Origin of the sequence: Streptomyces sp. NPDC001508 (assembly GCF_040298665.1) — a bacterium.
Taxonomy (GTDB): Bacteria; Actinomycetota; Actinomycetes; order Streptomycetales; family Streptomycetaceae; genus Streptomyces.
Genome location: NZ_JBEPAP010000041.1, coordinates 65,614 through 78,903, shown reverse-complemented (window position 1 = coordinate 78,903; position 13,290 = coordinate 65,614). Strand labels below are relative to the sequence as shown.

General features: G+C 72.6%; 12 protein-coding genes. 6 read left to right on the top strand and 6 right to left on the bottom strand.

The genetic code is table 11. The features are described 5' to 3' along the window. Together ABT245_RS30230 and ABT245_RS30225 are read left to right on the top strand one after the other, a co-directional pair. Positions 1 to 198, top strand: a 198-nt coding sequence (locus ABT245_RS30230; RefSeq protein ID WP_351739443.1) for an acyl-CoA carboxylase biotin carboxyl carrier protein subunit, incomplete at its 5' end; no start/stop codon positions are given. A 182-nt stretch (positions 199 to 380) separates the two neighbouring features. Next, positions 381 to 935 (top strand): TetR/AcrR family transcriptional regulator, encoded by a 555-nt coding sequence (locus ABT245_RS30225; protein ID WP_502982226.1) that lies wholly within the window; start codon positions 381 to 383, stop codon positions 933 to 935. Between the two features lie 280 nt (positions 936 to 1,215). Here the strand turns inward: ABT245_RS30225 and ABT245_RS30220 are convergent, their stop codons facing one another. After that, positions 1,216 to 2,172, bottom strand: coding sequence for a DeoR/GlpR family DNA-binding transcription regulator (locus ABT245_RS30220; protein ID WP_351739440.1), 957 nt, complete (start codon positions 2,170 to 2,172; stop codon positions 1,216 to 1,218). A 168-nt stretch (positions 2,173 to 2,340) separates the two neighbouring features. Next, positions 2,341 to 3,789 (bottom strand): NAD(P)H-quinone dehydrogenase, encoded by a 1,449-nt coding sequence (locus ABT245_RS30215; RefSeq protein WP_351739437.1) that lies wholly within the window; start codon positions 3,787 to 3,789, stop codon positions 2,341 to 2,343. A 148-nt stretch (positions 3,790 to 3,937) separates the two neighbouring features. Between ABT245_RS30215 and ABT245_RS30210 the strand changes: the two genes are divergently transcribed. The 4 genes from ABT245_RS30210 (at position 3,938) to ABT245_RS30195 (ending at position 8,881) form a co-directional block, all read left to right on the top strand. Further along, entirely contained in the window at positions 3,938 to 4,375 is a 438-nt protein-coding gene (locus ABT245_RS30210) for a gamma-glutamylcyclotransferase family protein (RefSeq protein ID WP_351739434.1), read from the top strand. A 514-nt stretch (positions 4,376 to 4,889) separates the two neighbouring features. Next, the gene (locus ABT245_RS30205; protein ID WP_351739432.1) at positions 4,890 to 5,714 is read left to right on the top strand and encodes a purine-nucleoside phosphorylase; all 825 of its coding nucleotides are present in this window, start codon (positions 4,890 to 4,892) and stop codon (positions 5,712 to 5,714) included. Between the two features lie 189 nt (positions 5,715 to 5,903). Then, positions 5,904 to 7,535 (top strand): phospho-sugar mutase, encoded by a 1,632-nt coding sequence (locus ABT245_RS30200; RefSeq protein ID WP_351739429.1) that lies wholly within the window; start codon positions 5,904 to 5,906, stop codon positions 7,533 to 7,535. A gap of 152 nt (positions 7,536 to 7,687) precedes the next feature. Continuing rightward, on the top strand, positions 7,688 to 8,881 hold the full coding sequence (locus tag ABT245_RS30195) for a glycosyltransferase family 39 protein (RefSeq protein WP_351739427.1): 1,194 nt from the start codon (positions 7,688 to 7,690) through the stop codon (positions 8,879 to 8,881). Between the two features lie 58 nt (positions 8,882 to 8,939). Here ABT245_RS30195 and ABT245_RS30190 read toward each other — a convergent pair whose 3' ends face one another. The 4 genes from ABT245_RS30190 to ABT245_RS30175 form a co-directional block, all read right to left on the bottom strand. Beyond that, positions 8,940 to 9,755, bottom strand: a complete 816-nt coding sequence (locus tag ABT245_RS30190; protein ID WP_351739424.1) for a sortase family protein — start codon at positions 9,753 to 9,755, stop codon at positions 8,940 to 8,942. Positions 9,756 to 9,851: 96 nt separating this feature from the next. After that, entirely contained in the window at positions 9,852 to 10,676 is an 825-nt protein-coding gene (pstB, locus tag ABT245_RS30185; protein ID WP_351739462.1) for a phosphate ABC transporter ATP-binding protein PstB, read from the bottom strand. A gap of 84 nt (positions 10,677 to 10,760) precedes the next feature. Then, entirely contained in the window at positions 10,761 to 11,708 is a 948-nt protein-coding gene (locus tag ABT245_RS30180; protein ID WP_351739421.1) for a sortase, read from the bottom strand. Positions 11,709 to 11,797: 89 nt separating this feature from the next. Then, the gene (locus tag ABT245_RS30175; protein WP_351739419.1) at positions 11,798 to 13,252 is read right to left on the bottom strand and encodes an Ig-like domain repeat protein; all 1,455 of its coding nucleotides are present in this window, start codon (positions 13,250 to 13,252) and stop codon (positions 11,798 to 11,800) included. Between the last annotated feature and the right edge of the window lie 38 nt (positions 13,253 to 13,290).

Below are 13,290 nucleotides of genomic sequence, written 5' to 3'. Positions count from 1 at the left end.
CCGATGCAGGGCACGATCGTGAAGGTCGCCGTCGAGGAGGGCCAGGAGGTCAAGGAAGGCGACCTGGTCGTCGTCCTCGAAGCCATGAAGATGGAACAGCCGCTGAACGCCCACAAGACGGGCACCATCAAGGGCCTGAACGCCGAGGTCGGCGCCTCCCTCACCTCCGGCGCACCGATCTGCGAGATCAAGGACTGACGGCCTAGCCGTACGCACTCCCCCCCACGGGCCGCCATGTTATGCCCCGTGGGGTGTGCGCGGTGGGCGGCCCGGCCCCTGACCGCAATGGCATCCTGGAGACAGTCCGGGGTGAGGAAAGAGGGCGGGTGGAGGGCATGGCGGGCGTGTTCGCACAGGAGACTGCCGGCGCCGCGCGTGCCATGCGTGCCGACGCCCGCCGCAACTACGAGCGGCTGCTGACGCAGGCCCGCGCCGCGTTCGCCGAGCACGGCACGGACGCCTCGCTGGAGGACGTGGCCCGGCGCGCCGGGGTCGGGATCGGCACCCTCTACCGGCACTTCCCGAACCGGCACGCCCTGCTGAGCGCCGTCTTCGAGGACGCGGTGGGCGAACTCGTCGCCCGCGCACGCGAACTGCTGCACGCGCCGGAGCCCTGCTCGGCCCTGGTGACATGGCTGCGCGAGGTGGTCGCGCACGCCGGGACGTATCGCGGTCTGGCGCTGGCCCTGATGTCGGTGTCGTCCGACTCCGCCGACTCCGGTTCGGCGCTGGCCCGTTGCGGCACGCCGATCCGTGAGGCGGGCGGCGCGCTGGTCGCCCGGGCCCGGGAGTCGGGCGCCGTACGGGCCGATGTCACCATCGGCGACCTGCTCCAGCTCACCCATGCGATCGGCCTGGCAGCGGCGGAGTCCCCGACCGACCCGGACCTGGCGGACCGCCTCCTCCACCTGACACTACGCGGCCTGACACACTAGGGCGTGTTTCGAAGTCCCGTCTGGCCCGCGACGCTACTTTCGAAACACGCCCTAGCTGGCCCGTGCGCCGGCGCCCCCGAAGGGCCCCGGGGCTGTATCGATATACGGCTCCGCCGCGATGGGGGTCCCCCCTGTTCGAGGGAAGCCGAGAACTTGGGGGAGCGCCCAGCCACAACGCACCCGCAGCCGGGAGACGGAGCTTCCCGGCCCCGCCGACGCAACCCAGCCACGACGAAGGCGCAGCCGACCGACGGCGCATCGTGGCCGAACCCAGCCCAGCTCAACGTCTGCGCAGGTCCGCCACACGCGCCCGCTCAGCCGCCGCAGGCTGCTCCGCGCCGAGCACCGCGGCCGTACGCAGTCCCGGGGCCGGGACCTGGCCGCGCCGCTGACCGGGCAGCGGCACGTCCCGGCGCTGCTGGCGCGCCGGGATGTGATCACCCCCCGGGCTGCCCGCCGCCCCGGCCACGGCGATCTGCACCCCCTGGTCGGCCAGGGCCTGGAGTTCGGTGGCGGCGCGGTCGCCATGGACCGGGGGCTCGTCGGTGACCAGTCGGGTGATGAGGTCGGTCGGCACCGTCTGGAACATCGTGTCCGTGCCCAGCTTGGTGTGGTCGGCCAGCACCACGACCTCCGCGGCGGCCTGCACCAGCGCGCGGTCGACGGACGCGGAGAGCATATTGGACGTGGACAGCCCCCGTTCGGCGGTCAGACCGCTGCCGGAGAGGAATGCCTTGGAGACCCGGAGCCCTTGGAGCGACTGTTCGGCGCCGGAGCCGACGAGGGCGTAGTTGGAACCGCGCAGGGTGCCGCCGGTCATCACGACCTCCACGCGGTTGGCGTGCGCCAGCGCCTGGGCCACCAGCAGCGAGTTGGTGACGACGGTCAGTCCGGGCACCCGGGCGAGCCGGCGGGCCAGCTCCTGGGTGGTGGTCCCGGCGCCGACGACGATGGCCTCGCCCTCTTCGACGAGTCCCGCGGCGAGGTCGGCGATGGCCGTCTTCTCCGCGGTCGCGAGATGTGACTTCTGCGGAAAGCCGGACTCGCGCGTGAATCCGCCCGGTAGTACCGCACCGCCGTGCCGGCGGTCGAGGAGTCCTTCTGCCTCCAGTGCGCGCACGTCCCGCCGTACGGTCACTTCGGAGGTCTGGACGACGCGGGCGAGTTCACGGAGCGACACGGCCCCGTTGGCTCGCACCATTTCGAGGATCAATTGGCGACGTTCTGCAGCGAACACGAAACTGACAGTAACCCCAACGACCGTCTGCTTTCAGCAGTTTGCGCCGAATAACAGAAGTTGTTCGCACGGCAGGGTCGGCAGTGGTATAAGGCCTATCCATCCCGACTATGCCGTACGCATGCCCGACAACTCCCCGTGACCAGCGGGGAGTCGGCCCCGGTGGCGTCAGCCCTCGCCGGTCTCCTTGCGGGTGTGGAGCTGGCGGGCCACCTCGGCGATCGAGCCCGACAGCGACGGGTACACCGTGAATGCGTTCGCGATCTGTTCGACGGTCAGATTGTTGTCGACGGCGATCGAGATGGGGTGGATCAGTTCCGAGGCGCGCGGCGCCACCACGACACCGCCCACCACGATCCCCGTGCCGGGCCGGCAGAAGATCTTGACGAAGCCGTCGCGGATACCCTGCATCTTGGCGCGCGGGTTGCGCAGCAGCGGCAGCTTCACGACCCGGGCGTCGATCTTCCCGGCGTCGACGTCGGCCTGGCTGTAGCCGACGGTGGCGATCTCCGGGTCGGTGAAGACGTTGGAGGAGACCGTCTTCAGGTTCAGCGGGGCCACCGCGTCGCCGAGGAAGTGGTACATGGCGATGCGCCCCTGCATGGCGGCGACGGACGCCAGGGCGAAGACACCCGTGACGTCACCGGCGGCGTACACGCCGGGTGCGGTGGTGCGGGACACCTTGTCGGTCCAGATGTGCCCGGAGTCGCGCAGCTTGACGCCCGCCTCCTCCAGGCCGAGTCCGGCGCTGTTCGGGATGGCGCCGACGGCCATCAGACAGTGGGAGCCGGTGATGACCCGCCCGTCGGCGAGGGTGACCTCGACGGCGTCGCCGACCCGCTTGGCGGCGGCGGCGCGGGAGCGGGCCATGACGTTCATGCCGCGACGGCGGAAGACGTCCTCCAGGACGGCGGCGGCGTCCGGGTCCTCGCCGGGCAGCACACGGTCACGGGAGGAGACGAGGGTGACCTTGGAGCCGAGGGCCTGGTAGGCGCCGGCGAACTCGGCGCCGGTGACGCCCGAGCCGACCACGATCAGCTCTTCCGGCAGCTCGGTGAGGTCGTAGACCTGGGTCCAGTTGAGGATGCGCTCGCCGTCGGGCCGGGCGTCGGGCAGCTCGCGCGGGTGACCGCCGGTCGCGATGAGTACGGCGTCGGCGGTGAGCGTCTCCTCGGTGCCGTCGGCGGCGGTGACGACGACCTTGCGGGAGCCGTCCAGCGCCTGCATGCCCTCCAGGCGGCCCCGGCCGCGCATGACCCGGGCGCCGGCCCGGGTGACGGAGGCGGTGATGTCGTGGGACTGGGCGAGCGCGAGCCGCTTGACCCGGCGGTTGACCTTGCCGAGGTCGACGCCGACCACGCGGGCGGCCTGCTTCTCGGGTGGCGTGTCGTCGGCGACGATGATCCCCAGCTCCTCGTAGGAGGAGTCGAAGGTGGTCATCACCTCGGCCGTGGCGATGAGGGTCTTCGACGGCACGCAGTCGGTCAGCACCGACGCCCCGCCGAGGCCGTCGCAGTCGACGACGGTCACCTCCGCGCCGAGCTGCGCGGCCACCAGCGCCGCTTCGTATCCGCCGGGTCCGCCACCGATGATCACGATCCGAGTCACGTACCCCATTGTCCCGCACCCCTCAAGGTGGGGGCCGCCCGGGGGCGGCCGTGGTGTGCGTTCCGTTATCTGTGGGGCCGACGGGGCGAACGGGCGGCACGGGGGGTTGTGTCAGGGACAGCGGGGACAGGAGTTTCCGCTGCCGTACCCTCGACCCATGTCGCTCTATGCCGCATACGCCGGCAATCTCGACGCCCGGCTGATGTCCCGCCGCGCCCCGCACTCGCCGCTGCGCGCCACCGGCTGGCTGAACGGCTGGCGGCTGACCTTCGGCGGCGAGCAGCTGGGCTGGGAGGGAGCGCTGGCGACGATCGTCGAGGACCCGCTGTGCCAGGTCTTCGTCGGCCTGTACGACATCGCCCCCATGGACGAGCAGTCCCTGGACCGGTGGGAGGGCGTGGGGCTCCACATCTACCGGCGGCTGCGGGTCCGGGTGCACACGCTGGACGGCGAGGAGCCGGCGTGGACGTATGTGCTCAACGCCTACGAGGGCGGTCTGCCGTCGGCCCGCTATCTGGGCGAGATCGCCGACGCGGCGGAATCAGCGGGCGCACCCCACGACTACGTAATGGAACTACGCAAACGCCCCTGCTGAAGTGAAGGGGCGGGGCTGTATCAACATGCGACTCCGCCACACGGGCACACCCAGCCACCCCGAAGGCGAAGGGGCGCGAGGCTGTATCAACATGCGGCTCCGCCACGCGGGCACGCCCAGCCACCCCCAAGGCGAAGGGGCGCGAGGCTGTATCAACATGCGGCTCCGCCACGCGGGCACACCCAGCCACCCCCAAGGCGAAGGGGCGCGAGGCTGTATCAACATGCGACTCCGCCACGCGGGCACACCCAGCCACCCCCAAGGCGAAGGGGCGCGGGGCTGTATCAACATGCGGCTCCGCCGCGCGGGCGCGCCCAGCCACCCCCAAGGCGAAGGGGCGCGAGGAACTGCGCGCCCAGCCACAACAAAGCCGCAGCCAACCGACAACAGCACTCCCCGTCCCCCCGCCGCCCAAGCCAGCGCAGCGTCCCCGTTGGAAACGGCACGACAACGATCGCATTCCCTCGACCTCGTCATCTACGCGCGTAGGCACAAACCGGCTACGCTCGTCCGCGTGAACGCATCTCTTCTTCCGGACGACATCCAGGGCGACCCCTACGCCGCCGCCGACGCGGCGGCCGCGCGCCTGCGCGCGCTCACGCGCGCCGAGACCCACGATGTCGTCCTCGTGATGGGCTCCGGCTGGGCGCCCGCCGTCGACGCCCTGGGCGCCCCCGACGCCGAGTTCCAGGTCACCGAGCTGCCCGGCTTCCCGGCGCCGGCGGTCGAGGGACACGGCGGCACGGTCCGCTCGTACGCCGTCGGGGACCGGCGCGCGCTGGTCTTCCTCGGGCGTACGCACTACTACGAGGGCCGGGGCGTGGCCGCCGTGGCGCACGGGGTGCGCACGGCCGTGGCCGCGGGCTGCAAGACCGTGGTGCTGACCAACGGGTGCGGCGGGCTGCGCGAGGGCATGCGGCCCGGGCAGCCGGTGCTGATCAGCGACCACATCAACCTGACGGCGACCTCCCCGATCGTCGGGGCGAACTTCGTCGACCTGACGGACCTGTACTCACCGCGGCTGCGGGCCCTGTGCAAGGAGATCGATCCGACGCTGGAGGAGGGCGTGTACGCGCAGTTCCCCGGCCCGCACTACGAGACACCGGCCGAGATCCGGATGGCCCGGGTGATCGGCGCGGACCTGGTGGGGATGTCCACGGTGCTGGAGGCCATCGCGGCGCGCGAGGCGGGCGCGGAAGTGCTGGGCATCTCGCTGGTGACGAACCTCGCGGCGGGCATGACCGGTGAACCCCTCAACCACGAGGAGGTCCTCCGGGCGGGCCGCGACAGCGCGACGCGGATGGGTTCGCTGCTGGCCCAGGTGCTGGGCCGGCTGTAGGACGTGGCGCTCCGCCGGGCGGGCCGCGATGTCGGACGTGTTGTCGTTCGGCCGCGGCTTCGTCGTGGCCGGTGGCTCCCCCAAGTTCTCGGCTTCGCTCGAACAGGGGGAGCCCCATCGCGGCTCAGCCGCATATCGATACAGCCCGCGCCGCTTCGGGGCGCTGTGGATGACGGAGGTTGACAGATCGTGCACGACGAACTCCTGGCGCGGGCGCGCGCGTGGCTGGCCGAGGACCCCGACCCGGACACCCGCGAGGAACTCGCCAAGCTCATCGACACCGGGGACCACGCGGAGCTGGCGGCCCGCTTCAGCGGCACCCTCCAGTTCGGCACCGCCGGGCTGCGCGGCGAACTGGGCGCCGGGCCGCAGCGGATGAACCGCGCGGTCGTCATCCGCGCCGCCGCCGGTCTCGCCGCGTACCTCGGGAAGCAGGGGCAGGCCGGCGGACTCGTCGTCATCGGCTACGACGCCCGGCGCAAGTCCGCCGACTTCGCCCGCGACACCGCGGCGGTGATGACCGGCGCCGGGCTGCGCGCGGCCGTGCTGCCGCGGCCCCTGCCCACCCCGGTCCTCGCCTTCGCGATCCGGCACCTGGGGGCCGTCGCCGGCGTGGAGGTCACCGCCAGTCACAACCCGCCCCGGGACAACGGCTACAAGGTCTACCTCGGCGACGGCACACAGATCGTGCCGCCCGCCGACCACGAGATCGCCGCCGAGATCGACGCGATCGCCTCGCTGGATGACGTACCGCGTCCGGACTGGGGCTGGGAGATCCTCGACGACTCCGTCCTGGACGCCTATCTGGCCCGTACCGACGCCGTGCTGGCCGACGGCTCGCCGCGTACCGCGCGCACCGTCTACACGGCCATGCACGGCGTCGGCAAGGACGTCCTGCTGGCCGCCTTCGCCCGCGCCGGCTTCCCGGAACCGGTCCTGGTCGCCGAACAGGCGGAGCCCGACCCGGACTTCCCGACGATCGCCTTCCCCAACCCGGAGGAGCCGGGCGCGATGGACCTGGCCTTCGCACAGGCCCGCGTGAGCGAACCTGACCTGGTCATCGCCAACGACCCGGACGCGGACCGGCTCGCCGTCGCCGTCCGGGACGGCGGGGCGTGGCGCATGCTGCGCGGCGACGAGGTCGGCGCGCTGCTCGCCGCCCACCTGGTCCGGCGGGGCGCCACCGGCGCCTTCGCCGAATCCATCGTGTCCTCCTCGCTGCTCGGCCGGATCGCCGCGCGGGCCGGGCTGCCGTACGAGGAGACACTGACCGGATTCAAGTGGATCGCCCGTGTGGAGGGCCTGCGCTACGGCTACGAGGAGGCCCTCGGCTACTGCGTCGACCCGCAGGGCGTGCGGGACAAGGACGGCATCACCGCCGCCCTGCTGGTCACGGAGCTGGCCTCCGAGCTGAAGGAGCAGGGGCGGACCCTGCCGGACCTCCTCGACGACCTGGCCGTGGAACACGGGCTGCACGCCACCGACCAGCTCGCGGTGCGGGTGCGGGACCTGTCGCTCATCGCGGACGCCATGCGGCGGCTGCGCGCGCACCCGCCGGCCGAACTGGCCGGTCTCGTCGTCAGCCGGGCCGAGGACCTGGCCGGCGGCTCGGACCGGCTGCCGCCCACCGACGGGCTGCGCTACACCCTCGACGGCGCCCGGGTCGTGGTCCGGCCCAGCGGCACCGAGCCCAAGCTGAAGTGCTATCTGGAGGTCGTCGTCCCGGTCGCCGGGCACGCCGGGCTGCCGGCCGCCCGGGACCGCGCGGCCGGCCTGCTGGACGCTCTCAAGCGGGACCTGGCCGCGGCCGCCGGCATCTGAGGCGCCGAAGGTCGCCTCCGGGGTGCGCCCGGGACGAACGGGTGCACCCCAAAGGGTGATTTCGCGGGCACGGCTGACGCACCCGCCGCACCTTCGGCGCACTCTGCGGGAACGGTGAACCGGTACCGCCCGCCGAGTACTGGAGCCGCCGCGTGTCCTCGACCGCCCCCGACACCGCCCCCAGTGGACACATCCCGGGCACCCGGCGGCCTCCCGTACCGGCCGGTGTCCCCTCCCGCGCGCTGCTGCACGGACTGCGGCGCGCGGTGCCGGCGCTGGCCGCCTTCCTCGCCGTGCACGTCGTGGGGCTGCTGTTCCTGGCCGTGTGGGCGCACCGGCGCGGGCACGGGATCTGGCCGATGCTGGCGACGGAGTGGGACTCGCGCTGGTACCTGGGGATCGCCGACCACGGGTACGCGCACGAACTGGGCGTCGCCTTCGACCACAACAACCTGGCGTTCTTCCCGCTCTATCCGCTGCTGGTGCGGGCCGTCGCCGTGGTCACGCCGGGCAGCCGGGCCGGCACCGGGCTGGGGATCGCCGTGGTGGCCTCGCTGGTCGCGGCCTGGGGCGTGTACGCCGTCGGTGAGCGGCTGGCCGGGCGGCGGGCGGGCATCCTGCTCACCACGCTGTGGGCGGCGCTGCCGGTCGGCCTCGTGCAGTGGATGGGGTACACCGAGTCGCTGTTCACGCTCTTCGCCGCCTGGACCCTGTACGCGGTGCTGGACGAGCGCTGGCTGTGGGCCGGTGCGGGGGCGTGTCTGGCCGGGCTGACCCGGCCGACCGGGGTCGCGGTGGCGGCGGCGGTCTCGGTCGCCGCCCTGCTGTCGCTGCGCCGCCGCTTCTCGGGCCGGGTCCTGGCCGCCGCGCTGCTCGCCCCGATGGGCTGGTGCGGGTACCTCGGCTGGGTGGGGCTGCGGCTGGGCCGCTGGGACGGCTACTTCGCCGTACAGCGGATGTGGCACAACGAACTGGACGGCGGCCATGAGACCCTGCGCCGGCTGCGCCAGTTGTTCGGGCAGGTGTCGCGGCCGGATCTGTTCCTGGTCGTGGTCAGCCTGACGATGCTGGTCTCGGTGGTGCTGTTCGCGCTGTCGGTGTGGGACCGGCAGCCGGTGCCGTTGCTGGTGTTCACCGGGGTGCTGCTGGTGATCGTCCTGTGCAGCGGCGGTGTCTACTTTCCGCGCGCCCGTTTCCTGCTGCCCGGCTTCCCGCTGCTGCTGCCGCTGGCGGCGCATCTGTCCCGGTCCTCGCGCCGGTACCGGACGCTGGTGCTGGCGGCGGCCGTGGCGTTCTCGGCGTACTGCGGCGCCTACATGCTGCTGGTCTGGCCGAGCGCACCCTGATGCACGGGGTGCCGGGTCCCCGTGCCCGGATCCCCGGCCCCGGGTCTGTGGACGGCGGCTACGGCCGTATCCGCGCGAGATAGCTGAAGCCGGTGTTCTCGCCCACGCAGGACTGGAGCGTGAGGTCGCCCCAGTAGAGGCCGTGGGCGGGGGTGCCGCGGCCGGGCGAGACGTAGGTGGCGTACACGCGGTAGGTGAAGGTGCCGCGCGGTGTGGTGGCGGTGACCGTGGTGCCCACCGGCAGCTGGGCGAACCGCGAGAAGCCGCAGTAGTCGTGGCCGACGATGACGGCGGTGCGCAGCGCGTAGCCGTCCTCGGTGCCGATGTCGGGCCCCGTCCACTGCACGGCGTCCTGGCAGGCGTCCACGGCGCCCTGGCCGCCCCGCACGACCTTGGCGGCCCAGGAGCCGATCCGCAGCGTGGTCGAGCCGTCCCGGCTGCGCTCGTCGCGGCTGTCGGTGTCGGGCGAGGGTTTCGGTGACGGCGGGGCGGGGGTGCCGTCGGGGTGTGCGGTGGGGGACGCGGGCGCCGTGCCGGACAGGTCGGGCGGGCTTTCGGTCTTCGGCGCGGCGGTGGAATGGGCCGGGAACGGTGCGGGAGGCATCGCAGGAGGGGTGGTGGCCGCCGTGGTGGCGGGTTGCGGCGGGACGACCCGGACCGGCGTGCCGGAAGGCGTCGGCTCGGCCGGAGCCGTGGGCAGCCGATCGGCGACCGCAGCCGGGGCGCTCACGGGCACTCCCGCCGACGGCCTGCCCTCGGCACCGGAGACGGCACACCCCGCCAGGGCGAAGGACGCGACCGCGGCCAGGGCGACGGCCCGGCCCGCGGCGGCGGTACGGACCGCCGCACGACCGGGTCGCTCCCTACGGGTCACGCGGCCCCCGCAGGACGCCGCGCCGGGGACGGCACCCGAGCGGGCGTGACGGTGACCTCCATGTCGGAACTCCTTCATGCTGCGACCGCCTCCGCCTCACCCGAAGCGGCCGTTGACGTAGTCCGTGGTGCGGGGGTCCTGGGGGCTGTTGAACATGGCGTCCGTGCTGCCGTGTTCGACGATCAGGCCGGGGGTGCCCTGTTCGGCGAGGAAGAAGGCGCACTGGTCGGAGACGCGGGCCGCCTGCTGCATGTTGTGGGTGACGATCACGATGGTGACCTCGTCGGACAGTTCGTGGATCGTCTCCTCGATACGGCGCGTCGAGGTGGGGTCCAGGGCGGAGCAGGGCTCGTCCATCAGCAGGACGCGGGGCCGGACCGCCAGCGAGCGCGCGATGCACAGCCGCTGCTGCTGGCCGCCGGAGAGCGCGCCGCCGGGCTGCCGGAGCCGGTCGCGTACCTCCTTCCACAGGCCGGCCTTGGTCAGGCACTCCTCGACGAGCCGGTCCTTGTCCTCGCGGCCCGCCTTGACGCCGGCCAGCTTCAGGCCCGCGGTGACGTTGTCGTAGATGGACATCGCCGGGAAGGGGTTGGGCTTCTGGAAGACCATGCCGATCTGGCGGCGGGCGTGGGTGATGCGGCGGCCCCGGTCGTAGATGTCGTCGCCGTCCAGGAGCACCCGGCCGGAGAGGGAGGCCGAGCCGACCAGTTCATGCATGCGGTTGAGGATCCGCAGGAAGGTGGACTTGCCGCAGCCGGACGGGCCGATGAGCGCGGTGACCTTGCGGGCGGGCATGGTGAGCGAGACCTGCTCCAGCACCTTGTGGTTGCCGAACCAGGCGGAGATGGCGTCGGCCTCCAGGGTGGCCGGGTCGCTCTGCGCGGTGGCCGCGCCGCGCCGGGGCGCCTTGACGGCCGTCATCCGCTTCGTCGGGTCGAGGATCTCGTCGACGAAGGTGTCGGTCGTGTCGGTGGTGTCGGACATGGTGGTTGAACTCCTCGTCGCTCAGAGCAGGTTGGGCAGCAGGCGGGTGGCGGCGCCGGAGACGGCGAGACCGAACGCGGCCAGGACGGGCACGCCGACGATCCAGGTCTGCCAGCGGCCCCACGCGCGGTGGGCGGCCATGGTGAGCAGGGCGGCCAGGAGCAGCCCCTGCGACCAGAGGAAGACCGGCAGCCAGGCCGCGTCCTCGATGCCGAGGGCCTGTTCGGAGTCGTCGATCCAGCCGGGGGCGAGCGGGCGCGGCGGGCTGGGCTGCGCGTCGCTCGTCAGGGTCGCGTCGACGCGGAGGGTGCCGGACGGGGTGTACGGCCTGCCCTCGGCGGTGATCAGGGTGAGCCGGCCCTCGTTCTGCTTGAGGGCCGGCGGCAGCGGGTCGCCCTTGCGGCGGATGCCCGTGACCCGGTAGGTGGCCTTGCCCTGGCCCGTCGTCACCTCGATCTCGCTGCCCGCGGGCAGTCGGTGCAGGTCGTTGAGCGGGCTGCCGTACCCCCACTGGCGGCCCATGATCACGCTGGTGCCGGCCTGTCCCGGCAGCGGGGTGTCCCGGCGGTGGCCGGGGCCGGACATCAGCACGCCCGAGGTGGTGCCCTCCCCGACCACTTCCTTCAGGCCCAGCGCCGGGATGCGCAGCAGCGCGACGGGCGCACCGGGCTCCAGCATCTTGCCGTCGTACGTCTGCTGGCCCACCGGTGCGACGCCGAGGGCGAGTTGGCGGCGGAACTCGTCGTACGCGGTCTGCTGGTCGCGGGCGTGCTGGAGGTGTCCCACGATGGTGAGGTTGGCGGCGAAGCCGAGCAGCAGGGCGGCGAGCACGCACAGCGCGGCCCCGGCGAACGCGAAGCCGGCGCGCTCTGCCCGCGGCGGCCCGGAGCCGGTCTCGGGCTCGGGCTCGGGTGAAGGCGCCGGCGCCGGCGGCGCCGCGGCCGGCGGGGGCGGGGACAGCACGGTCACGGGAAGCGCTCCTGTGAAGAGGTGTGGAGGGGAGAAACGGCGGCGCGGGCGGCGGGGCGGGGGCCCGCCGCCCGTGCTTCCGCCTGCCGTTACGAGCGGGGCTCGCCGAAGGTCAGCAGACCGTTGCGACGGCCGTACCGCACGAAGGCGATGCCGGCCGCGGTCAGGACGACGGCGCCGACGCCGGAGAACAGGGCGATCTGGCTACCGGTGGAGGCGAGGCCGCCGGAGGGCGAGGTGCCGCCGGAGGTGGAGCCGCCGCCCGAGGTGGAGTCACCGCCGCCGGAGGTGCCGCCGCCGCCGGAGGTGCCGCCCGTGTCACCCGTGGGTTCGCCGGTCGGCTCGTCGGTGGGCTCGTCCGTCGGCTCATCGGTGGGGTCGCCCGACGGGTCGCCGCTCGGGGACTCGTCGGAGGGGGCGGGCACGGTGAACGGCACGGAGATGACCGAACCTTCCTCGGTTTCACAGGTCGGGCTCAGCTTCCACCCGCTGTTGCCTTCCACCGCGTCGTCCGGGACGGTGAGTTCCGCCCAGGTCACCTCTCCGTTCGCGTCGGACTTCGCGCCGGGGAACTCGGCGTCGTTCCGCTCCATGGCCATGGCGAAGGTCGTATTCGGCTGGCACCTGCGGACGATGAGCTTCACCGTCTGGCCGCGCTTCAGTTCGGGGTTGTCCGTGAGCCGTTCGCCTGATGCGGCGTCCAGCATCTCGGCCCTCGCCGACTGCACGTCCACCCGTGCGGGCGTGGATTCGGAGGCCCCGAACTTGGTGGCGTCCGTCGGGGTGAACCGGGCGACGACGTTGTGGATCCCGAGGGCCAGGTCCTTCGTCCTGAACTCGGCCTTCCCGCCCGCGACCGTGGCCTCGCCCAGCGACTTCTCGCCTTCCAGGAAGGTCACGGTGCCGGGCGCGTCCGTCGGCGTGACCGTCGCGGTGAACGTCACCTCGTCCTTGGGCTCGGCGGTGACGGGATCACTGATCAGCGCGACGCTGGTGGCCTTCGCCCCTTCGCCGACCACCCAGTCGTCGCCGGTCACGGTGATCTTCTGGGACCAGTAGGGGTCGCCGGGCACCCACGCGTCCGTCGGGGGCGACTGGTCGTAGTTGTCGACGCACCGTACGCGCAGTTCGTAGGTGCCGTCGCCTGTGATGATGCTCGACAGGCTGTTGACGACGAGCCCGGGGTTGTCCGCCGCGGCCAGCGAAACGCCGGAGGTCGCCCCGTTGTAGGGGGCCTGGTTGCTGATCCCCCTCAGCACCGTCGCCTCACTGCCGTCCGCCTTCACCAGGTAGAGGCTCAGGTAGCTGGTGAAGTTGAGGTCTTCGAGCGTGAAGTCGGGGCACGCACCGGGGATCTCGATGGATCCGCCGACGCCCTGAGCATCGCTCAGCTTGCCGCTGCCGGGCGTCATGGTGAACTCGCCCACGGACGCCGCCCGGGCTGGCTGGGACTGGGACGCCACCAGGGCCACAACGCCCAGGGCGAGCACGGCGCAGGCGGCCACGATGGCCGCCGCTCTTCGGAACGGGTGGAGCAAAATCATGGCGATGGCCCCCCGGGGGACGGTCGGTTGATGGATAT

Bases quoted from the DNA above. Each gene is read 5' to 3' on its own strand.
- ABT245_RS30225 (WP_502982226.1), top strand. From the start codon at position 381: ATGCGTGCCGACGCCCGCCGCAACTACGAGCGGCTGCTGACGCAGGCC.
- ABT245_RS30215 (WP_351739437.1), bottom strand. From the start codon at position 3,789: ATGGGGTACGTGACTCGGATCGTGATCATCGGTGGCGGACCCGGCGGA.
- ABT245_RS30210 (WP_351739434.1), top strand. From the start codon at position 3,938: ATGTCGCTCTATGCCGCATACGCCGGCAATCTCGACGCCCGGCTGATG.
- pstB (WP_351739462.1), bottom strand. From the start codon at position 10,676: ATGACGGCCGTCAAGGCGCCCCGGCGCGGCGCGGCCACCGCGCAGAGC.
- ABT245_RS30175 (WP_351739419.1), bottom strand. From the start codon at position 13,252: ATGATTTTGCTCCACCCGTTCCGAAGAGCGGCGGCCATCGTGGCCGCC.